This window comes from Streptomyces sp. CA-243310 (assembly GCF_050936775.1).
Taxonomy (GTDB): Bacteria; Actinomycetota; Actinomycetes; order Streptomycetales; family Streptomycetaceae; genus Streptomyces.
The window spans coordinates 2,601,680-2,622,794 of record NZ_JBNJMF010000001.1; the positions used below are offsets into that span (position 1 = coordinate 2,601,680).

General features: G+C 71.7%; 21 protein-coding genes. 11 read left to right on the forward strand and 10 right to left on the reverse strand.

All coding sequences use genetic code 11. The features are described from left to right. Positions 1 to 338: 338 nt before the first annotated feature. Entirely contained in the window at positions 339 to 1,031 is a 693-nt protein-coding gene (locus ACQEVM_RS11795) for a pentapeptide repeat-containing protein (RefSeq protein ID WP_433077678.1), read from the reverse strand. A 628-nt stretch (positions 1,032 to 1,659) separates the two neighbouring features. Here ACQEVM_RS11795 and ACQEVM_RS11800 point away from each other — a divergent pair. Then, positions 1,660 to 2,976 (forward strand): DUF5933 domain-containing protein, encoded by a 1,317-nt coding sequence (locus ACQEVM_RS11800; protein ID WP_433079965.1) that lies wholly within the window; start codon positions 1,660 to 1,662, stop codon positions 2,974 to 2,976. Positions 2,977 to 3,049: 73 nt separating this feature from the next. Here ACQEVM_RS11800 and ACQEVM_RS11805 read toward each other — a convergent pair whose 3' ends face one another. Then, on the reverse strand, positions 3,050 to 3,982 hold the full coding sequence (locus ACQEVM_RS11805) for an ADP-ribosylglycohydrolase family protein (RefSeq protein WP_433077680.1): 933 nt from the start codon (positions 3,980 to 3,982) through the stop codon (positions 3,050 to 3,052). A 110-nt stretch (positions 3,983 to 4,092) separates the two neighbouring features. After that, positions 4,093 to 4,716, reverse strand: a complete 624-nt coding sequence (locus ACQEVM_RS11810; protein ID WP_433077682.1) for a LysE/ArgO family amino acid transporter — start codon at positions 4,714 to 4,716, stop codon at positions 4,093 to 4,095. Between the two features lie 69 nt (positions 4,717 to 4,785). Here ACQEVM_RS11810 and ACQEVM_RS11815 point away from each other — a divergent pair, with 69 nt between their 5' ends. The 3 genes from ACQEVM_RS11815 (at position 4,786) to ACQEVM_RS11825 (ending at position 6,702) form a co-directional block, all read left to right on the forward strand. Continuing rightward, entirely contained in the window at positions 4,786 to 5,706 is a 921-nt protein-coding gene (locus ACQEVM_RS11815) for a LysR family transcriptional regulator ArgP (protein ID WP_433079967.1), read from the forward strand. 26 nt (positions 5,707 to 5,732) lie between these two features. After that, positions 5,733 to 6,122 carry a TOBE domain-containing protein gene (locus tag ACQEVM_RS11820; protein WP_433077684.1) on the forward strand — a complete coding sequence of 130 codons (390 nt, stop codon included), beginning with the start codon at positions 5,733 to 5,735 and terminating at the stop codon, positions 6,120 to 6,122. Between the two features lie 124 nt (positions 6,123 to 6,246). Continuing rightward, positions 6,247 to 6,702 carry a tellurite resistance TerB family protein gene (locus ACQEVM_RS11825; RefSeq protein ID WP_351754776.1) on the forward strand — a complete coding sequence of 152 codons (456 nt, stop codon included), beginning with the start codon at positions 6,247 to 6,249 and terminating at the stop codon, positions 6,700 to 6,702. 46 nt (positions 6,703 to 6,748) lie between these two features. Here ACQEVM_RS11825 and ACQEVM_RS11830 read toward each other — a convergent pair whose 3' ends face one another. Both ACQEVM_RS11830 and ACQEVM_RS11835 read right to left on the reverse strand, forming a co-directional pair. Continuing rightward, complete coding sequence (locus ACQEVM_RS11830; protein WP_433077686.1) at positions 6,749 to 7,681, reverse strand: M56 family metallopeptidase; 933 nt, start codon at positions 7,679 to 7,681, stop codon at positions 6,749 to 6,751. 15 nt (positions 7,682 to 7,696) lie between these two features. After that, positions 7,697 to 8,131: a BlaI/MecI/CopY family transcriptional regulator gene (locus ACQEVM_RS11835; RefSeq protein ID WP_433077688.1), complete on the reverse strand. Its 435-nt coding sequence runs from the start codon at positions 8,129 to 8,131 to the stop codon at positions 7,697 to 7,699. A gap of 254 nt (positions 8,132 to 8,385) precedes the next feature. Here ACQEVM_RS11835 and corA point away from each other — a divergent pair, with 254 nt between their 5' ends. After that, positions 8,386 to 9,468, forward strand: a complete 1,083-nt coding sequence (gene corA / locus ACQEVM_RS11840; protein WP_433079969.1) for a magnesium/cobalt transporter CorA — start codon at positions 8,386 to 8,388, stop codon at positions 9,466 to 9,468. Between the two features lie 278 nt (positions 9,469 to 9,746). Here corA and ACQEVM_RS11845 read toward each other — a convergent pair whose 3' ends face one another. Next, positions 9,747 to 10,466, reverse strand: coding sequence for an anti-sigma factor (locus ACQEVM_RS11845; protein ID WP_433077690.1), 720 nt, complete (start codon positions 10,464 to 10,466; stop codon positions 9,747 to 9,749). After that, positions 10,463 to 10,987, reverse strand: a complete 525-nt coding sequence (sigK, locus tag ACQEVM_RS11850) for an ECF RNA polymerase sigma factor SigK (protein ID WP_433079971.1) — start codon at positions 10,985 to 10,987, stop codon at positions 10,463 to 10,465. Before sigK ends, ACQEVM_RS11845 begins: the two co-directional genes overlap by 4 nt. A 303-nt stretch (positions 10,988 to 11,290) precedes the next feature. Between sigK and ACQEVM_RS11855 the strand changes: the two genes are divergently transcribed. From ACQEVM_RS11855 to ACQEVM_RS11870, 4 genes are all read left to right on the forward strand, one after another. Next, positions 11,291 to 12,136 carry a chitosanase gene (locus tag ACQEVM_RS11855; RefSeq protein WP_433077692.1) on the forward strand — a complete coding sequence of 282 codons (846 nt, stop codon included), beginning with the start codon at positions 11,291 to 11,293 and terminating at the stop codon, positions 12,134 to 12,136. 225 nt (positions 12,137 to 12,361) lie between these two features. Then, on the forward strand, positions 12,362 to 14,581 hold the full coding sequence (locus ACQEVM_RS11860; protein ID WP_433077694.1) for an NADP-dependent isocitrate dehydrogenase: 2,220 nt from the start codon (positions 12,362 to 12,364) through the stop codon (positions 14,579 to 14,581). Between the two features lie 112 nt (positions 14,582 to 14,693). Next, the gene (locus ACQEVM_RS11865; protein ID WP_433077696.1) at positions 14,694 to 15,242 is read left to right on the forward strand and encodes a GNAT family N-acetyltransferase; all 549 of its coding nucleotides are present in this window, start codon (positions 14,694 to 14,696) and stop codon (positions 15,240 to 15,242) included. Positions 15,243 to 15,304: 62 nt separating this feature from the next. Then, a complete protein-coding gene (locus ACQEVM_RS11870) occupies positions 15,305 to 16,111 on the forward strand; it encodes a hypothetical protein (protein WP_433077698.1) in 807 nt (268 codons plus the stop codon). Here ACQEVM_RS11870 and ACQEVM_RS11875 read toward each other — a convergent pair. Both ACQEVM_RS11875 and ACQEVM_RS11880 read right to left on the reverse strand, forming a co-directional pair. Then, complete coding sequence (locus ACQEVM_RS11875) at positions 16,079 to 16,312, reverse strand: SUMF1/EgtB/PvdO family nonheme iron enzyme (protein WP_433077700.1); 234 nt, start codon at positions 16,310 to 16,312, stop codon at positions 16,079 to 16,081. The genes ACQEVM_RS11870 and ACQEVM_RS11875 overlap by 33 nt on opposite strands. 59 nt (positions 16,313 to 16,371) lie before the next feature. Further along, positions 16,372 to 16,791, reverse strand: a complete 420-nt coding sequence (locus ACQEVM_RS11880; RefSeq protein ID WP_433077702.1) for a hypothetical protein — start codon at positions 16,789 to 16,791, stop codon at positions 16,372 to 16,374. 610 nt (positions 16,792 to 17,401) lie between these two features. Here ACQEVM_RS11880 and ACQEVM_RS11885 point away from each other — a divergent pair. Together ACQEVM_RS11885 and ACQEVM_RS11890 are read left to right on the forward strand one after the other, a co-directional pair. After that, positions 17,402 to 19,105: a glycoside hydrolase family 71 protein gene (locus ACQEVM_RS11885; protein WP_433077704.1), complete on the forward strand. Its 1,704-nt coding sequence runs from the start codon at positions 17,402 to 17,404 to the stop codon at positions 19,103 to 19,105. 122 nt (positions 19,106 to 19,227) lie between these two features. Then, a complete protein-coding gene (locus ACQEVM_RS11890) occupies positions 19,228 to 20,376 on the forward strand; it encodes an aminotransferase class V-fold PLP-dependent enzyme (RefSeq protein WP_433077706.1) in 1,149 nt (382 codons plus the stop codon). On the opposite strand, the gene cobF is transcribed toward ACQEVM_RS11890, so the two are convergent. Continuing rightward, positions 20,363 to 21,115: a precorrin-6A synthase (deacetylating) gene (gene cobF, locus ACQEVM_RS11895; protein WP_433077708.1), complete on the reverse strand. Its 753-nt coding sequence runs from the start codon at positions 21,113 to 21,115 to the stop codon at positions 20,363 to 20,365. The two genes, ACQEVM_RS11890 and cobF, sit on opposite strands and share 14 nt — an antisense overlap.

Consider the following 21,115-nt stretch of genomic DNA (forward strand, 5'->3'; position numbering starts at 1 on the left):
TGTCGGGCATATTTTGACGCGACCCGAACTCGTCCCGTGGAGCACGCCAAAGAGCTCCTTGAGTGATTGTCCCGCTTTTCGCTGGGCCTTGGGTACGGTTTCAAAAGGACTTCGCTCCACCGGTGCACTGTCGACGTCTGGCGGAGGAGGCCTCTTGCCGAGGAGTAGGTCCCTGAGTCCCATTTCTTCCTCCTGGAGTTGCCGTAAGGGCGCCAAGCATCGAATGGCTACCGGTGAATGCTTGTCCATATCCGGGGTTGTGGCCCCATGGGTAGATCACCAACGATGGCGAGCTGGCCTTCGCCACTCGGTCGCCATTCGTATCCTGCTCGTGCTCGTCACCTGGTTCGCTCCCCTCCCTTCCACAGAGTGCAGCAGGGAGCCTTTTCGCCACCTCGGAATTTGTCGGGCCCGTCATTCACGACGATGACCGTGGCGAGCTTCTTCTCGTCAACGCCTTCGGGCCAGCACGTGTGCGCGTCCACCTTCGCTCCCTTGAACGAGGTCTTGTCGCCGTTGACGGCTGCGAGGGTGAGATTGGCGCTCCTCAGATCGGCCCCGTCGAGGTTTGTGCCTATCAGGCTCGCTTCGTAGAGGTTGGCCCCGAGTAGGTTCGCTTTCTGCATTTTGGCGTCCTCGAAGTGAGACCGCTCCAGGTTTGTATCCTGAAATCGGCCGTTCCGGACCTTGACTCCCATGAAGTCCGCGTTGCGCATCAGCTTGCCGCTGAAATTGATTCCGTCGATATCGCGATTGCCGGGCGTGAATCCTGGCATGGCCTCGACGATTTCAACGTTCGCGCGCCATGCCGCATACTTCTGACTCTCTTCGATTTGCTTGTCCAGGAAGAGGGCCGAAACCCCTATCGCGATGCCGGTGATCAACCCGCCCCCTATGCCGGCCAGCACTTCAATCCGGGGTTCGCGCTCCGGCTCCCTGACGGCCATCCGCCACGCAAATGCCGCACCCGTCGCGCCGAGGATGCCGAGCAGAATCAGAAATCCGAGCAGAGCCCATGCTATGACAGGCATGAGGTCATCCCCAATACGATGGATCGGGCGAAAATGCCTCACTTCCTCTGTACCCCTACTCCCGAGTGATCGCAAACGCTACGCGCCGAGTGGGGCGAGCTTTGAATCTCCCTGGTTTATCCACGCGACGGGAATGGTTGAAGACGGTAGTTAAATGACTGCCGTCTCGTGCCGGACCGAATGGGCAAAACGGGGTCGCAGCGCCGCGCTTCACGAAACAGCGGCGGGCCGTCCGGAACGGGTCGGGGCTGCCACATCACCCCTTGGATGGGCCTGGGGCAGGCGCTGCCCCTCTGAGGTGCCGGGTGACCTCGCGTGGTGATCGGCACGGGGCAGGGCCCTCGCGCACGCCCACCACTCACGGTCACCGGTCGGTGGCGGCGGCGCTCACCGGCTGATGGGCCCAGCACCTCGCCCGAGGGCGCGGCGTGCGGCGGCCATGGTTACGCCGTGGGTGATGACGGGCGACGGGCGAGGCGCTCGCCACATTCGAGCCACCTGCCATCGGTGATGTGTACCAGCTCCGTTAACATGTTCGAGCAGACAATGATCACAGGTTTCATTTATATAAGTCGGCTGAAAATTGATATCTAGGGTGTCGCGATCCGTTTCGCGAAGAGGTGACGGAATCGGGTTCTCCGGGTGGCGGCGGCCGCGGGTCCTGTTGTGGACCGCGGTGAGTGTGATCGCCCTCGGTTTCCTCGTGGCGCTGGAGATCGCCGCGCGCCACTACGGCGTGCCCGGTCCGGTCACCGTTCAGGCGCGCGAGGTGATCTTCGCGCCCCAGTCGGGGACGGTGCTGTACGCCAGCATGGCCCTGGTGATGGTGGTGCTCACCTGGCGGGAGCGGTTCATCGCGGTCGGCGCGGCGGTCGGCATCGACCTCGTGTTCTGGTTCGTGCGGTGGCTGGTCGGCGCCCAGATGATGGTCGGCAACGGCGCGTTGTGGGTGACCCTCGGCTGCGCCGTCATCGCCGTCACGCGCCGCACCGGCGCGGAGCGCGCCCTGCTGCTGAAGGGCGTCGGGCTGGCCCTGCTGCTCGTGGCCGGTCGCAAGACCGGCTACACCTGGCTGCTGATCACGTCCAAGAGCCGCCCGATGGTCCTCGACCAGTACGTGGCGACCGCCGATCACGCGCTGGGCAACCCGTCGTGGGTCGTGGGTCGCCTGGTCGATGCCACCGGTGCCGTCGGCGCCCATGTCCTCGACTGGGTCTACATCCAGCTCGCGGTCGCCGCGGTCGCCGTCGCCCTGTACCAACTGCGCAACGTGCGGATCGAGCGCCGCTTCCCGAGCCACCACCTGGTGCGCACGTTCCTGGTCATCGGCCTGCTCGGGCCGGGCATCTACATGATCTTCCCGGTGGTCGGGCCGATCTTCGCCTACGGCGCCGACGGCGGGCAGTGGGCCCTGGCCGACCTGTGGCCGAACACCCCGCCGCCGCCGGGCGTCCCGCAGGCGATGCCCTTCGACGAGTTCACCCCCCGCAACTGCATGCCCAGCCTGCACACGGCATGGGCCACCGCGATCTTCATTCATTCCCGCAAGGCCCCGCGAGCCCTGCGGTTCGCGGGCACGTTCTGGCTGATCGCGACGCTCGGCGCCACGCTGGGCTTCGGATACCACTACGGCGCGGACATCATCGCCGGCGTCGTGTTCACGCTCACGATCGAGGCGGGGCTGCGCTCGCTCGCCCGCGGCTGGGACCGGTCCGGAGCCCTCCTGGTCGCCCACGGTGGCGCGGTGTTCGTCGCGCTCCTGGTGTCGTACCGCTACCTGTCGACGGAGATGGCCGGACACCCCTGGGTGTTCGGACCGCTGCTCCTCCTCGCGACGGGCTCGGTGGTCTACGCCTACGTGCGCACCACCCGGTCGTGGGATCGGACGACCCCGTCGGCGCGCATTCCGGAACAGCGACGCGAGCCCCAGCCCGAACTGGTCTGACGGGTCTCGGGGCGGGCCCGCCGATGCCCGGGCCCGTCCGGATCCCGCGGTGCCCCCGGCCGCGCGCGCCCGTTCAGGTACCGGTTCGGGCGGTGACGGGGCCACCGGGCAGGGGTTCGCGCCGCGCCCACCAGGTCTCGGGGACGCCGGCGGTACCGGTGCGCGCGGCGACCGTGCCGCCGCTGATCGCGCAGTTGGTGTCGATGTCGCCGAGACCCTCCGCCGTGGTCCACAGCGCGTCGAGGAGGCTGTCCAGGTGCCGGGCCGCGGACCACAGGGCGAAGGGCACCGTGTCGCTCGCGCGGATCAACCGGCCGTTTCCGAGCACGTCGGCGGCCTCGTCCGGTGTGGTGCCGGCGGGCAGGTCGGCGGCTCGGCGCAGGCCCCCGGCCACCTGCCCGGCGGGTGTCAGCGCGGCCACCTCACGGAGGAAGGCCGACGCCTCGGGAGCGGGCCGCTCCCGGCTGCGCGCGGCCAGGGCGGCTGCCACGGCCACCGCCACGGCGCCCGCGATCGCCTCCGGGTGGGCATGGGTGACCTCGGCCGACAGAACGGCCTGATCCGCCACCTCGTCCAGGTCCTCGTGGAACCACGCGCCCAGGGGCGCCACCCGCATCGCCGCGCCGTTGCCGAGGCTGCCCTGACCGTTGAAGAGGTTCCTCGCCTCGGTGCGCCAACTCGCCGGCCGCTTCGCGAGTTCCGGGAGGAGCCGGCGCATGCCGTTGCCGTAGCCGCGATGGGCGTCGGTCACGTAGGCCGCGCCGAACGCCTCCGCCAGCCGGTCCTGCCGCACCGTGCCGTGCTCCCTCAGGACCCGGAGCACCGACACCGCCATCGCCGTGTCGTCGGTCCAGCGCCAGGTCGACTCCTGCGGGGTGCGGCGCGCCCGGATTCCCTCGATCGCCGAGTCGCCGGGCCGGAACCACGGAAACCACAGTTCCCCGAAGGCATCACCGAGGGCCAGGCCGTCGAGGGCGTCACGAGCGGCGTCCGCGGGTGTCGTCATGACGTGCATGCTGCCGGTACGACCGCCCCGCGCGCAGGGGTTTTACCCGCCCGGGCCCCGCCGCCCGCCCGGACCGTGTTCCCCGCCGCCCGCCCGGGGCTCCCCGGGGCTCAGGTGCCGGCCAGGAGGAGCCCGCCCATGGTGACCATCGTCGCCGCGACCAGGCCGTCCAGGACCCGCCAGGCCGAAGGTCGGGCGAGGAGACCGCTGAGCAGCCGTGATCCGTAGCCGAGCGCGCTGAACCAGGCCAGGCTGGCCAGGACGGCGCCGCCGCCGAACGCCCAGCGCAGATCGCCCCGGTCCGCCGCGAGGGAGCCCACGAGCAGGACGGTGTCCAGGTAGACGTGCGGGTTGAGCCAGGTCATCGCCAGGCAGGTCAACACGGCCGTGCGGGCGGACCCGGGGGCCGTGCCCGAAGTGGTGAGCGCCGCCCCCGGATCGGGTCGCAGCACCCGGCGGGCCGCGAGGGCCCCGTAGCAGATCAGGAAGGTGCCACCGGCGATCCCGACGGCGGTCAGCGCGGCCGGCCAGGCGTTGACGAAGGCTCCGACCCCCGCGACGCCGAGCAGGATGAGGAGCGCGTCGGACACGGCACAGATGGCCACCACCGGGAGCACCGACTGGCGGCGCGCTCCCTGGCGCAGGACGAACGCGTTCTGGGCGCCGATGGCGACGATGAGGGAGAGACCGGTGCCGAAGCCCGCGAGACCCGCCGTGGTGATGCCGTGTGTCATGGCTTCGACCGTATGCAGGCGCTCCGGTTCAGTACAGCTAAAGTTTTTTACGTACCCTTAGCGCTCGTGATGGAAGAACTTCCCCTGGAGCAGGTGCGGACCCTGCTCGCCGTGGTCGACGAGGGCACCTTCGACGCCGCGGCCGCCGCCCTGCACGTGACCCCCTCCGCGATCAGCCAGCGCGTGAAGGCCCTGGAACAGCGCACGGGCCGGGTGTTGCTGATGCGCACCAAACCCGTACGGGCGACGGAGTCCGGGCAGGTGGTGATCCGGTTCGCCCGCCAACTCGCCCGGCTGGAACGGGATGCCCGCGCCGAACTCGGTCTGGGCGCCGACGAGGAGCGGGAGCCGGTCCGCCTGCCGATGGCGGTCAACGCCGACTCGCTGGCCACCTGGCTGCTGCCCGCACTGACCCGCGTGCCCCGGGATCCGCCCGTCTGCTTCGAGCTGCACCGCGAGGACGAGGGCCACACCACGGCGCTGCTCCGGGAGGGCCAGGTGATGGCTGCGGTCACCTCCACGCCGGACCCGGTGGCCGGGTGCACGGTCCGGGCGCTCGGGCTGGCGCGCTACCTGCCGGTGGCACGGCCCGATTTCGCCGCCCGTTACCTGACCGGGCCGTTGGAGCGGGACCTGCGGGAGGCGCCGGTGATCGTCTTCGACCGGCGCGACGAGCTCCAGGACCGGTTCGTGCGGAGCCTGGCGCGCGGCGCCGGCTCGGGCGCGGGGGCGAGTGCGATCCGGCACCACGTGCCGACCTCGGAGGGGTTCCGCGACGCCGTGGCCGCCGGCCTGGGGTGGGGGCTGGTGCCGCAGGCGCAGGCCGACCCGCTCCTGCGGTCCGGCGAACTGGTGCTGTTGACGTCGAAGCGCACCATGGACGTGCCGTTGTACTGGCAGCAGTGGAAGCTGGACTCGCCCGCGCTCGCGGTGGTCGCGGAGGTGATCGCGCAGGCCGCGGGGGAGGCGTTGTTGCCTCCGGCGCGCTGAGGCGAGCAGGTCCTACGCTGTCGGACATGGAGTCCTACACGATCGGCCAGGCGGCGCGACTGCTCGGGGTGAGCGTCGACACGGCGCGCCGCTGGGCCGACGCCGAACGTTTCCCCACCCGCCGGGAAGGCTCGCGGCGCATGGTCGAGGGCCCGGACCTGGCGGCGTTCTGCGTTCAGGTGGCGCAGGAGGACGACGACGGGGAAGCCCCGTACACCTCGGCGCGCAACGCCTTCCCGGGCATCGTCACGGCCGTGAAGCTCGGCGCGGTCGACGCCCAGGTGGAGATCCAGGCCGGACCGCACCGGGTGGTGTCCCTGCTGACGCGGGAGGCGGTGGAGGAACTGGGACTTGAGGTCGGTGCCCGGGCGGTCGCCCGGGTGAAGTCGACCAGCGTGTTCGTCGACCGGGGTTGAACCGCGCGGCCGGGTCGGGGGCGTGCCCCGGTGGTCGGTCGGCGGGGCGCCGGGGTGAGGGTGTGTCACCGGCGCCTGGTAACTTCTACAGTGTTGTAGAAGCAAGCCGACGTATGGAGCTCTCATGGCCCTGTGGGACCGCATCAAGGAGTCCGCATCGACGATGCAGACCCAGCTCGTGGCGACCAAGAACGACCTCAAGAGCGGCGCGTTCCGCGACGCGAGCATGGCGATGTGCGCGTTGGTCGCCGCCGCCGACGGGACCATCGATCCCGACGAACGCAGGCGCGTGGCGCAGCTGATCGCCGGCAACGAGGTGCTGCGGAACTTCGACGCCGAAGACCTGCGCCGCCGGTTCGAGGCGAACCTGACCAAGCTCACCACCGACTTCGACTTCGGCAAGGTCAGCGTGCTCCAGGAGATCGCCAAGGCGAAGAAGAAGCCGACCGAGGCGCGCGCCGTGGTGCAGATCGGCATCGTCATCGGCGGGGCCGACGGGGACTTCGACAAGACCGAGCAGGCCGTGGTGCGCGAGGCCTGCTACGCGCTGGACCTGCCCCCGCACGAGTTCGACCTCTGAGTCGCCCCGCGCCCCCGACCGGCGCCCCCGCGCCCCGCCGGTGACCTCACAGCGCCGTGGCGGTGCGCAGGACGCAGATCAGGGTCACCGCCGAGTTCGCGGAGGAGAGCGCCGATACCGTCGTGCCCGCCGCCGCGCTCCAGGTGGCCAGCCCGGCCGCCGTGCGCAACGGGGGCCACACGAGCGCCGGCGGGGCCGGGGACAGCAGGGCCGCCACACGGCGCGGCACCGGCCCGGCCGTCGCGGCGGGGAGCCCCGGGGGAGTGGCGCGGGAGAGCAGGGCGGCCTTGCCGATGGCCGTGGCGACCGTACGCCGATTGCCGACCCGGGCCGCCGCGGCCTCGTCCGCCCATCGTTCGGCCGTGTACGACACGGCCGAACGGAGCGGTCGCAGGAAGGGGTTGGCGCAGGCGGCCAGCCGCACCACCGTCAGGAACCGGTGGTGACGACCGGCGAGGTGCGCCCGCTCGTGGGCGAACAGCGCCCGCCGCTCCGCCGGGTCGAGTGCGGACAGCAGGCCCGTCGTCACCACGACGCGGCCACCGTGCCGGCCCGGGCCGGGCAACGCGTAGGCGTACGGTTCGGCGGCCGGCAGCACCACCACCGGCCCGTCGGTCAGTCCCGCGAGTGCGCGCCGGCAGTCGCGCCGGACCCGCCGAGCGCGCCACACGGCGGTCGCGGCGGAGCCGAGCACGGCGGCCAGCGCGGGGATCGCCGCGGGGCCGGCCACCTCGTCGTAGGGGAGCGCCGCACGCACCTCGGGGTCCGACCAGGCGTCGGGGAGCGGATTGCCCGGCAGTTGAGCGGTCCCCACCACCATGAGCAGGCCCAGACACAGGGTGCTGCACAGGGCCAGCGCGGCGGCCACGCCGGTCAGCAGCCAGGTGGCGGTGCGCGGGTGCAGGTGCTGCGCGGCCGGCCGGGCGAGCGGCCAGGCGGTCAGGGGCAGGACCAGGGGAAGGAAGACGAGCAGGCCCATCGGTGTCCCGTCCCGTCAAGCCCGGGTCGGGCCGGAGCCGGGGGATCCGCCGCCCGGCACCTCGCCCCCGAGCAACTCGCGCAGCAGCCGTTCGTCGTGGGGCGACAGCGCGGTGACGAAACTGGCCAGCACCGCGTCACGGTCCGCTTCGCCGTCCAGGACCTTGCGCATGCGCAGCGCGGCCAGTCCGGCGCCGTCCGCGACGGGCGTCCAACGGAACGACCGGCCGGACCGCTCCCGCTCGACCGCGCCCTTGTCGTGCAGTCGGGTCAGGATGGTGATCACCGTGGTGTAGGCGATGCCGCCGCCGATCCGCTCCTGCACCCAGCCCGCGGTGGCGGCATCCGGGGACTCGCCGAGCGCGGCCAGCACCTGCGCCTCCAACTGCCCCTGGGCCCGACGCCGGGAGGGGTGCGGGCCGGCGGAGCCACCCTCGTCGTGGTCGTTCATGCCCTCCGCCTTCCGGTCCGCGTCCCGACTGTCGCGGGGAGGCCATCGTACTGACGCCCCGCGACGGCCACCGTCGCCCCGGCGGGGTTCGCCGTGCCGCGCCGGGGCACGCGCGGTGTCACACGGCGTCGCCGACCCGGTCCACCGGCCTCCGGCGCGGGTGCTGTCCCGGTGCGGTGGTGTCCCGGGTCGGGCACCGGCGCGGCGGTGGCAGACTGGCGGCTGATCCGCCGAAGGGGAGTACGTCCTTGTCCATGTTCAGCAACCTGCGCCGGGCCGTGCGCCGCGGCTACCGGCGGGCCGTCGACCTCAGCCACCCGGCCCGTTCCCCTCTCGGCAGCGCGGTCGTCAACTGCCTCGTCTACCGCGACGGCCTCCGCCAAGAGGACTGCGGGGAGGTCGAAGAGGCGCTGCGCAGGGTCCGCAAGAACGGCGAGGGCTTCGTATGGGTCGGCCTGCACGAGCCGAGCCAGGAGGAGATCACCGGCCTCGCCGGGCTGTTCGACCTGCACCCGCTCGCCGTCGAGGACGCCGTCAACGCCCACCAACGGCCCAAGGTGGAACGGTACGACGACACCCTCTTCGCCGTGTTCAAGACCGTGCGCTACGTCGAACACGAGGAGCTGACCGCGACCAGCGAGGTCGTGGAGACCGGCGAGTTGATGGCCTTCGTCGGCGAGGACTTCGTCCTCACGATCCGGCACGGCGGCCGCGGCACCCTCGGCCCCGTCCGGGAAGCCCTGGAAGCCGCTCCGGATCAACTCGCCAAGGGGCCGGCGGCCGTTCTGCACGCCATCGCCGACCACGTGGTCGACGACTACGTGGCCGTCACCGACGCCGTGCAGAACGACATGGACGCCGTCGAGACCGCGGTGTTCAGCGAGTACGGCGGTCGTGGCGACGCCGGACGGATCTACCAGCTGAAGCGCGAACTCCTCGAACTGCGGCGGGCGGTGGCGCCCCTCGGTCGACCGCTGCACCTGCTGGCCACGGAGCCGATACCGCTCATCCCGCCGGACGTCCGCGCGTACTTCCGCGACGTGGCCGATCACCTCACCCGCGCCACCGAACAGATCGGCGCCTACGACGGACTCCTCGACTCCATCCTCCAGGCCCACCTCGCGCAGGTGACCGTGGCCCAGAACGAGGACATGCGCAAGATCACGGCCTGGGCGGCGATCGTCGCCGTGCCGACCATGGTCTGCGGGGTGTACGGCATGAACTTCGACCACATGCCGGAACTGCACTGGACGTACGGATACCCGCTGGTGATCGCGGTCATGGCGACTGCCTGCCTCGTGATCCACCGGGGGTTCCGGCGCAACGGCTGGCTCTGACCCGGCGGGAGGGCGCCACGGCCGCGCGCGTGCGGCCACGGCCCCGCAGGGCAGGACCCCGCGCGCCGAACACCGCGATCGGCGTGCGGGGACTCCTCCCGACCCCTCGGGGCCCGGCGCGGCGAAAGAGCCGCAGACACCGGGCCGGACCCCGTGGTGTCCGGCCAGTCAACCAAGCCGGCCGGGGTCGCCACGACTGGTGCCCGACACGGAAATGCCGCCGCTTGAGTGCGTGCGGCCTGGTCGATGATCCGAACCGGCCGGCCGCGCGCCCGGCGTCAACCGGCCAGGCTCATCAGCATCACCGGATCGGACGTCGGCCGGGGCGATCCGCCCGCGGGCTCCAGGGTGACCCCGACGGCGGTGGCCCGGCCGACCGGCCCGGTCATCAGGGTGCTTCCGTCGCCGCCGAGCAGGCCCGCCGGTCGCATCTCCGGGCCGTCCGCGAACCACAGCTGGTACGTCTTGCCCGCCGGGGCGGGTGCCATCCCGGAGCCGACGAACGCGGCCCGGTTCCGCGCCGTGCTCACCACCACCGTGCCCTTCGCGCCGGACGGGGTGCTGCCCACCACCGTCCGGGCGTCCGGGGCGGTGATCACGTCCGTCAGGTTCTGCAGTTCGCGCAGCTCGCGGCCGGCCTGGACGGCCTGGTCCCGCTGCCACACCGCCGTGCCACCCAGGGCGAGCGCCCCGGCCAGACAGGCCGCGAGTGCCATCGGCAGGGCGCGCCTGCGCAGGCTCGGGATGCCCCGGCGGGCCGGAGGCAGCTGCCGCACCGTGTCGATCCGGTCCAGTACGTGCGCGCGCATCGCGGGTGGCGGAGGCAGGGCGGTCGCCGAGCCGAGCCGGGCCGCCGTCGCCGTGAACTCCCGTACGTCCTGGGGGCACAGCGCGCACCGGGCCAGGTGGTGCTCGAAGGCCGTCCGTTCCTCGGAGTCCAGGGCGTTCAGCGCGTAGGCGCCGGCGAGGGCGTGCATGTGGTCGGTCCCGGTGCTCATGCGTTGACCCCCATGCAGTCGCGCAGGCGGATCAGACCGTCGCGCAACCGTGTCTTGACCGTGGGCAGCGGGGTGCCGAGGGTCTCCGCCACCTCTCGGTACGTCAGCCCGCCGTAGTAGGCGAGGCTGACGGCCTGCCGTTGCAGTTCGGTGAGACCGCGCACGCAGCGGCGCACCTGCTCGCTCTCCAGCCGCACCTCCACCTGCTCGCTCACCTCGTCGTAGGGGCGGGTGTGCTCCCGCGCCGCGTTGTCCTGCTCGCGGGCCGCCGCCGCCTGCGCGGAGCGGACCCGGTCCACCGCGCGCCGGTGCGCGATCGTCATCACCCAGGTCATGACACTGCCCTTGTCGGAGCGGTAGCGCGCGGCCTGCCGCCAGACGTCGATCAGGACCTCCTGCGCCACTTCCTCGGACTGCGCCCGGTCCCGCAGGACCTTGACGACGATGCCGTAGACGGGACCCGCGACCACGTCGTAGAGCGTGGCGAAGGCGTCCTGGTCGCCGCGGGCGATCAGGTCCATGAGGGTGGGCAGGTCGGGGCCGGGCTTCTCCCATGCCGCGCCGAAGGTCACCGGTTGCCGCACGAGAGCCCCCTTCGCCCCAGGAGCCGGCCGTTTCGAGTACTGGTCATGGCAGGGGTTCCTTCGGGAGCGGCGACTGCTGGCAGGGGTGACACATGGAGGGTTTCGTAGCCGAAGCCCTCATGGATTGGTTTGCTCCGGAACTGACAACAAGGGCTCGCCAAGGGTTCTCCGCGCCTCGATTATCTGGTAGGAAAGTTTCCTAACCGAATCGGGAAGCCTCAACCACCGCATGGAGGCCTTGTGTTCACCCCCCAACGCAAGAACAGGACCGTCGCGCTCGGCGCCCTGCTCGGCGCCGCCCTGCTCGCCGCCCCCGTCGCGGCCCACGCCACGGCGGCCCCGGCCGCCGCACCCGCCGCCTCCACCGCGGCGGCGGCGACCGGACTCGACGACCCGGCGAAGAAGGACATCGCCATGCAGATCGTCTCCAGCGCGGAGAACTCCTCGCTGGACTGGAAGGCCCAGTACAAGTACATAGAGGACATCGACGACGGCCGCGGCTACACCGCCGGGATCATCGGATTCTGTTCCGGCACCGGCGACATGCTGGACCTCGTCGAGTACTACACGCAGGTCAAGCCCGCGAACGTGCTCGCGAAGTACCTCCCGGCGCTGCGCAAGGTCGACGGCGGCGACTCGCACGCCGGCCTCGACCCGAACTTCACCAAGGACTGGGCCAAGGCGGCCCAGGACACGGAGTTCAAGAAGGCCCAGGACCACGAGCGCGACCGGGTCTACTTCAACCCCGCCGTCAAGCAGGGCAAGAGCGACGGTGTCGGCACCCTCGGCCAGTTCGCCTACTACGACGCCATCGTCATGCACGGCGACGGCAGCGACTCCACCAGCTTCCGCAACATCCGCAAGCGCGCCCTGACCAAGGCCAAGCCCCCGGCCCAGGGCGGCAACGAGACCACCTGGCTGAACGCCTTCCTCGACGCCCGCGTCTGGGCGATGAAGCAGGAGGAGGCCCACAGCGACACCAGCCGCGTGGACACCGCCCAGCGGGCGTGGGTCAAGAAGGGGAACCTGAACCTCGACACCCCGCTCGACTGGAAGGTCTACGGGGACCCCTTCCACATCGGCTGACCCCCCACGCACCCCGCGCCACCCATCCGGCGCCCGCACCCCGCGGCCCGGGACGGTCCCCTCCCCGTCCCGGGCCGCGGCCGTGTGACCGGGCGGGCGGGGCCGGGTGACGCGTGTCTCCCCCGGGTTCCGGCAGGGGGCTGTCCAGACCGGTCCGATCACGAGATATCTTGATGTCGAGCAATGTTGCAGACGAGAGACGCAGACTGTGGAGCGGAGCATCCGGTGACTGACTCGACCATCATCTACACGCACACTGACGAGGCCCCGGCCCTCGCGACGTATTCCTTCCTGCCTGTGATCCAGGCGTACGCGTCGACGGCCGGTGTGAATGTCGAGACCCGTGACATCTCCCTGGCCGGTCGGATCATCGCCAGCTTCCCCGAGCACCTGGAAGAGGGCCAGCGCATCGCGGACGCCCTCGCCGAGCTGGGCGAACTGGCGAAGACCCCGGGCGCCAACATCATCAAGCTGCCCAACGTCTCGGCCTCGATCCCGCAGCTCAAGGCCGCGGTCGTCGAACTCCAGGGCCAGGGCTACGCGCTCCCGGACTACCCGGACGACCCGAAGAGCGACGATGAGCGCGAGATCCGCGCCCGCTACGACAAGATCAAGGGCAGCGCCGTCAACCCGGTCCTGCGCGAGGGCAACTCCGACCGCCGCGCCCCCGCCTCGGTCAAGAACTACGCCAAGGCCCACCCCCACCGCATGGGCGCCTGGACCTCCGAGTCGAAGACGAACGTCGCCACCATGGGCGCCGACGACTTCCGCTCCACCGAGAAGTCCACCGTGATCACCGAGGCCGGCACGCTCCGCATCGAGCACGTGGCCGCCGACGGCACCACCACCGTCCTGCGCGAGTCCGTACCGGTCCTCGCCGGTGAGGTCGTGGACGCGTCCGTCATGCACGTCGACGCGCTGCGCACCTTCCTCAACGCCCAGATCGAGCGCGCCAAGAACGAGGACGTGCTGTTCTCCGTGCACCTCAAGGCCACGATGATGAAGGTCTCCGACCCCATCGTCTTCGGCCACGTGGTCCGCGCCTTCTTCCCGAAGACCTTCGCCCGCCACGGCGAGACCCTGGCCGCCGCCGGTCTGTCCCCCAACGACGGCCTCGGCACCATCCTGAACGGCCTGGGCGCGCTGCCCGACGCCGCCGCGATCAAGGCCTCGTTCGACGCCGAGCTCGCCGAGGGCCCCGCCCTCGCCATGGTCGACTCGGACAAGGGCATCACCAACCTGCACGTCCCCTCCGACGTGATCGTCGACGCCTCCATGCCGGCGATGATCCGCACCTCCGGCCACATGTGGGGTCCCGACGGCGCCGAGGCCGACACCCTCGCCGTCCTCCCGGACAGCAGCTACGCCGGTGTCTACCAGGCCGTCATCGACGACTGCCGCGCGCACGGCGCCTTCGACCCGTCCACGATGGGCTCGGTGCCGAACGTCGGCCTCATGGCCCAGAAGGCCGAGGAGTACGGCAGCCACGACAAGACCTTCGAGATCGCCGCCGCGGGCACCGTCCGCCTCGTCGACGCCGAGGGCAACGTGGTCCTGGAGCAGAAGGTCGCCAAGGGCGACGTCTTCCGCGCCTGCCAGACCAAGGACGCGCCGATCCAGGACTGGGTCAAGCTCGCCGTCACCCGCGCCCGCGCCACCGGCGACCCGGCCGTCTTCTGGCTGGACGAGGGCCGCGCGCACGACGCGCAGCTGATCGCCAAGGTCAAGACCTACCTCGCCGAGCACGACACCGAGGGTCTGACCATCAAGATCCTCTCCCCGGTCGAGGCCACCGCCTTCTCCCTGGAGCGCATCCGCCGCGGCGAGGACACCATCTCGGTGACCGGCAACGTGCTGCGCGACTACCTGACCGACCTCTTCCCGATCCTGGAGCTGGGCACCAGCGCCAAGATGCTGTCGGTCGTCCCGCTGATGAACGGCGGCGGCCTCTTCGAGACCGGCGCCGGCGGCTCCGCCCCGAAGCACGTGCAGCAGCTCGTCAAGGAGAACTACCTGCGCTGGGACTCCCTCGGTGAGTTCCTCGCGCTGGCCGTCTCCTTCGAGCACCTCGCGACCACCACCGGCAACGCCCGCGCCCAGGTGCTGGCCGACACCCTGGACCGCGCTACCGGCACCTTCCTCAACGAGGACAAGTCGCCGAGCCGCAAGCTGGGCGGCATCGACAACCGCGGCAGCCACTTCTACCTCGCCCTGTACTGGGCGCAGGAGCTGGCCAAGCAGACCGACGACGCCGAGCTGGCGACCGCGTTCGAGGCGCTCGCCAAGACGCTGGGCGAGCAGGAGGAGACCATCGTCTCCGAGCTCATCGCGGTGCAGGGCTCCCCGGCCGACATCGGCGGGTACTACCAGCCCGACGCCGCCAAGGCCTCGAAGATCATGCGCCCGTCCGAGACCCTGAACCAGGCGCTCGCGATCCTGGGCTGACGCCCACGGCGTGTCCGCCGACGCCCCGACCGGGACCTCCCGGCCGGGGCGTCGGCGCGTCTGCGGCCGTATTCCGGTTGTGAAGGGGTCCGCACACGGCTAGTAATACGGGGTGATCACTGGACAGCTGGCCGGGCTGCGCGCCCGCCACCCCGACGACGTGGCGATCCTGCACGCCGGACTCCACGACGACGTTCCGAACCACGCCCGGTCGGACTCGCGTCCCTGGCGCCCGCTGACCCTGGCGGGCGGACATTCCCCCTACGAGCCCGACGGGCCCTCCGACGACGGCAAGGCCGCCTTCTCCGTGGTCGACCTGGCCACCGGCGAACTCGCCGGCGAGGCCCTGTTGTGGGGCATCGACCTGCACAACCGGGGCGCCCACCTCGGGATGTCCCTCCTCCCCGGTGCCCGCGGTCGCGGGATCGGCGCGGAGACCGTACAGCTCCTGTGTCACTACGGGTTCACCGTGCGCGGGCTGCACCGGCTCCAACTGGAGACCCTCGCCGACAACCCGGCGATGATCCGGGCCGCGCGGAGCGCGGGCTTCCAGGTCGAGGGCACCCTGAGGCGCTCCGCGTGGGTGTACGGGGCCTTCGTCGACGAGGTGATCCTCGGACTGCCCGCCGACGAGTGGGAACGCCCCTCCTGGCAGAGCTGATTCGCCCCACACGAACCCGCCGGGTGCGTTAGCCTGCCGCCGGTGAGCTGGGGGGAGAACTGGTGGCTCGTCGAGACAACACGTCCTGCGCCGGAATCGGGTGCGTGGGGTATCTGCTGCTCAACCTGGTGGTCATCGTCGGAGGGCTGCTCGCCACGCCGGTGCTGATCCCCGACCTGATGGCCCTGCAGGACCCGCCGGTACGGGCGGAGGGACCCGGGGCCTGGGCGATCCTGTACGGCATACCGGTCGTGGTCGCGCTCGCCGTCACGGCCCTCGCCGGTCGGGGCGCGCCCTTCGCGTGGCGGCGTCTCCTGGCCCGGGCGGCCCTGCTCCTGGCGGCCGTCGCGGGCGCCGTGCTCTACACCGGGCACCTGGTGGAGGGCATCCGGTCGTGGAACGCACGGGGCGCCCTGACGAGCGGCGCCGCCGGGCTGGTCGCCCTCGCCGTGTACCTGGGGATACGCCGCTGGGACCGCACGCGCGGCGCGCGGCCCCGGGCCGGGGAGATCTGGCTGGCCATGGTGCCGCTGCGGGAGGACCCGTCGCGGCACCTGCGGCACTACTGCGTGGTCCTGGCCACCGGACGCGGCGGCGCCGAGGTCGCGCAGATCACCACCAAGGACAAGGACGGCCGACGTGACCACGTCCCGCTCCCCAACGACGGCTGGGACGAGGTCTCCGGCCGCCCCCACTGGGTGGAGATCGGCCACGAACCCCGGGTCGTGCCCTACCGGAAGTTCCTCGCGTCCCGGCCGCAGGGCCGGTGCCCGGACGTCGTCTGGTCCCAACTCCGGTCCCGTCGAACGGTGTCGGCACCCCCCTCGGTGCCCGGGTCACGGATGTGGGCCCGGATCCGCCGGATCTGACCGGCCCTGGATCGCGGTGTGGACGTCGGCCGCCACGCGGAAGCCGATGTCGCCCGCGGAGCTGTTCGGGGTGCTGCGGGTGCGGGTCCGGGCCGCGACGTGGTGGCGGTTGCCGTACGAGTCGTGGCACAGGTGCGAGCCGCCGCGCATCGCGCGCTCGGGGCCGTCCGCCGCGAAGCGGTCCGCGGACCACTCCCACACGTTGCCGACCGCGACGGGCCGGCGCGGCAGCCATGGGGCCGGGCGTGTCCGTACGGGCCTCAGAGCCGGTGGACCCCGCCCTGTCCGACGGCCAGCGGATGGCGCCCGGCGGCCAGGATCCGCAGTCCCGGCGCGACGGCGAGCAGCTCGCGCAGCCAGCGCAGGGTGTCGGCCGTCAGGTGGTCGACGCCGTCCAGGACGAGGAGCATGTCCCGTTCCGCGAGCCAGGAGACGGCGTCGCGCGTGCCGCAGGGCAGGAAGGGCATGCCGGGTACGCAGCCCAGTGCGGCCACGAGTTCGGGGACGCCACCGGCCTCCGCGACGGTGACCACGGCCACGCCGTCGCAGAAGTTGGACGAGAGCCGCCGTGCGACGTCGCGCACCAACAGGCTGCGCGGCGCGCGGAACCGGCCGGTCACGGTCAGTACGCGGCCCCGTCGGACGGCGGTGAGCAGCCATGACAGCTCCGTCGACGTCATCGGCAGTGTCCCGGCCGGTCGAGATTCCCCCATCGGCACGATGCCCCCCATTGCATGCGTGACCAGGCGCGGCAAGAGGCGTGCTTCAGACCGCATGCCGACGATTATGCGCCAGTTTCATGGCAAGACCAGGGGAATGTCTTATTCCGCCGAGGGGTTCGCGCACCGGCCGGGGTCCGTCCCCGCACGGCTGACCGACACCGGCCCTCGGAGCGGTCCACGACGTGCGTGACGAGCGTCGCCCGGATGGTGGAGGGCCGGTAGACGACGCGCGCGGCGCGAAGCCCGGCGAGGGGAACACAGCGGTCAAGGCCCCAGGTGGGGAACGCTCGCGTCCGCCGTCCCGGGGCGCGCCTGCCGGCCCGCGGGCGGGCGCGGAACGTTGCGGACGCGTCCGCGCGGCCACGAAACCCGCCCGGGGCCGCCGTGCGCCAAGGCCCCTGAAGCGGACGCCGTGTTGGCCAAGGCAAAGCGGTCCGGCGTAGTTCCCGTGGTCCCCGTGACGTACGTGCCGGACCCCCGCCTCCTTGGAACGGTTGTTTGGCAGCCGGGAATCGGCTCTACTGCTGTGCAGCCCCGCAGCCGGGGCATATTCCGGGGAGGGGCACACATGAGAGCGGACCGGCGGGCAGAGCGGGAGGCACGACCCGCGTCGCACCGACGCCGTCCCCGCTTCCGGGGGCGCAGACCCCTGCTGGCGTTCCTGATGGCGGCCTTCCTGCTCGTCGGCGTCAGCGCCGCGACGGGCATCGCCTGGGATCCCTTCACCGCCGACGCCCACCAGAACCGCGCGACGCCCGAGATCGACGCGCCCCGGACCATCGCCCCCGGCGGCGATCCCTCGCCCGAGGCGTCCCGCACGCCCGGGGCCACACCGAGCCCGACCGGATCGCCCGCGGAAACCGAACGGCCGACCCCCCGGGGACAGGCTGACACCGGAGGCACCCGCGCCGCAGGAGCCCTGCCCTTCGACATGCCCCGACCGGCCGCACTGCGCTCGGGCTCCGCCGGCAAGAAGCTGGTGTTCGCCCACTACTTCACCCCGTACCCGCTGTCCCTCGACAACGCGAGTGCGGACGTCGACTACTACACCCGCAACTACCTCGAACCCGACGGCGAGCGCGGCAAGCACGAGCGCTACGGCGGCCTGCTGCGCGACCGCCCGCTGCCCGTCCCGCCCAAGGGCGGCAACTGGGAGTACGCCAACCTCCAGCAGGAGGTGCGCACCGCCCGCGCCGCCGGCATCGACGGATTCACCCTCGACATGCTCTCCCTCTCCGGCAAGAACTGGGAGCGCTCCAACCTCCTGATGGAGGCAGCCCGTTCGGTCGACCCCGACTTCAAGATCATGCTGATGCCGGACATGACCTCGCTGAAGACCGACGACCCGGGCGTACTCGCCGACGCCATCGCCGCCCTGGGCAAGAGCCCGGCCGCCCACCGGCTCGGCGACGGGCGCCTCGTAGTGTCGCCCTTCAAGGCCGAGGCCAAGAACGTCGCCTGGTGGACCCGGATGATCGACGACCTGAACTCGAAGCACGGCATCCGCACCGCCTTCGTCCCCCTCTTCCTCGACTTCGGCGCCAATGGAGCGGCCTTCGCGCCGATCAGCCACGGCTTCTCCGAGTGGGGCAGCCGCAGTTACGTCGGCCAGGACAGCTCGACGCGCGACGCGCGACGGGCCCACGAGATGGGCAAGATCTGGATGCAGCCCGTCTCCGTCCAGGACGCCCGCCCCAACCAGGGCATCTACGACGAAGCCGGCAACACCGCCACGCTCCGGTCCACATGGACGCACGCCATCGATGACGGGGCCGACTGGGTGCAGCTGACCACCTGGAACGACTACTCCGAGGGCAGCCAGTTCGCACCGTCCCTGCACAACGGGTACGCCTACCTCGACCTCACCTCGTACTACCTGACCCGGTTCAAGACGGGCAGTTGGCCGCGGATCGTCCGAGACACCCTGTACCTCACGGCCCGCACCCAGTTCGCCTCCGCCGACCCGACGGGCGACCAGTCGCTGGTGATGTCGCTGCGCAGGGGCAGCGCGGCCTCCCGGGACACCGTGGAGGTGCTGAGCTTCCTGACGGGGTCGGCACAGATCCGTACGACCGTCGGCGCCGCCAACGACTCCCACGAGGCCCCGGCCGGACTCCACACCGAACTGCTGCCGCTGAAGACGGGCGTCAGCTCGGCGGAGGTGGTGCGGGCCGGCCGGACCGTGACGGAGGTCGAGCTCCCCTACCCCGCCGACCACAGGGTGGAAGTCCAGGACCTCCAGTACTACGCGGCGACGAGCGGCCGGGAGTAGCCCGGCAGCGGCGGTGGTGGTCCTGCGACCCGGGGGCTTCCGGCCGCCGGGTGCGGTCTTCCGGTCCGGACCCGCCCCGGGAGAGGATCGGCACACCAGCCGACCCCACTCACGGAGGCCCAGTGACCGAGCCGCAACGCCCGGCGGAGTTCCCCGGCGGGCGCGCCCTGTTCCGGCTCGACCCCGACGTCGCGCACCTCAACCACGGATCCTTCGGAGCCGTGCCGGTCCCCGTGCAGCAGGCGCACGCCGCACTGCAGGCAGAGGTCCACCACGACCCCGACGTGTTCTTCATCGGCGTGCCGGAACGCATCGCCGAGGCCCGCGCCCGGGTCGCGGCCCACCTCGGCACCGAGACCGACGGCATCGGCTTCATCGCCAACGCCACCGAGGGGGCGAACCTCGCCCTCGACGCCGTCCCCCTCGCCGACGGCGACGAGATCCTGGTCACCGACCACGGCTACGGCACGGTCGTCGAGGCGGCGGCCCGCCGCGCACCCCTCACCACGGTCGCCCTCGACCCGTACCTCCCCGACGAGGACGCCGTACGGGAGACCGTACTCGCCGCACTCACCCCCCGCACCAAGGTGGCGGTCCTCGACCACGTCAGCTCGCCGACCGCCCGGCTCATCGCCGGTCCCGCGCTCCTCGCCGACCTGGCCGCCCGCGGCGTCACCACCATCGTCGACGGCGCCCACGCCCCCGGCATGCTCGCCGACCCGCTGGCCGGCGGCGCCGACTTCTGGTTCGGGAACCTGCACAAATGGGGGTACGCGCCCTCCGGCAGCGCCGTCTTCGCCGTCGCCCCGCGCCACCGGTCCGGCATCCGGGCCCTGGTCCCCTCGTGGGAGGACCGGCACGGCTTCCCCCGCTCCGTCGAGAACCGGGCCACCATCGACTACACCGGCTGGCTGGCCGCACCCGAGGGCCTGGACCTCCTCGAACGCCTCGACGCGACCGCGGTACGGGCCCACAACGCCGCGCTCGCCGCCCACGGCGCCGCCCTGCTCGCCGAACTCCCCGGACTCACCCCGCTCCCGCACACCGACGGCCTCGCCATGCGCGCCCTGCGCCTGCCGCCGGGCATCGCCGAAACCCAGGAGAGCGCCCGCGCCCTGCGCGAACGGATCGCCGCCGAGCTGCGCGTACGCGTACTGATCTGGCCCTGGCCGGGCGGCGGCGGCATCCGGGTCTGCGGCCAGATCTACAACCGGCCCGAGGAGTACGAACGCCTGGCCGCCGCCCTGCCCGACTACCTCAAGGACGCCTGAGCAGGTACGTGTCCATGATCCAACCCTTGCGGGCGCGGGCCTCGGTCCGCAGCTCCTCGATCCGCCCGGCCACCTCCGCCAGCCTGCCCGAGACCAGGATCTCGTCGGGCGTGCCGACATATGCGCCCCAATGGATGTAGAGGTCCTGGTCGAGGTGGGCCGTGAAGGCGTGCCGCGCGTCCAACATCACCACCACGTCGTCCACGTCCTGCGGCCAGCCCTCCGCGAGCCGCCGCCCGGTGGTGATCTGCACCGGGCGACCCACCCGGTTCAAGGTGGTCCGGTGCCGGGCGAGCAGGGAGGAGATGCTGCTGATGCCGGGGACCACCTCGTGGTCGAAGGCGACCCGACCCTTCTCCAGCACCTCGTCGAGGATCGCGAGCGTGGAGTCGTACAACGAGGGATCGCCCCACACCAGGAACGCCCCGGTCTCGCCGTCCGCCAGGTCCTCGGCGATGAACCGCTCGAAGATCTCCGCCCGGGCGCTGCGCCACCCGTCCACGGTCGGGGCGTACTGCGCCGGCGTGCGGTCCCGGTCCGGGTCGCGGCCCTCCACCAGCCGATGGCCGGGCCGGGCGTACTCGTCCAACATCGCCCGCCGGAGCCCGGTCAGGTCCGACTTCTCCTCGCCCTTCTCCAGGATGAGGAATGCGTCCGAAGCGCCGATCGCCTTGACCGCCTGGAGGGTCAGGTGGTCCGGGTCGCCCGCGCCGATGCCGATCACGTAGAACTTCTTCAC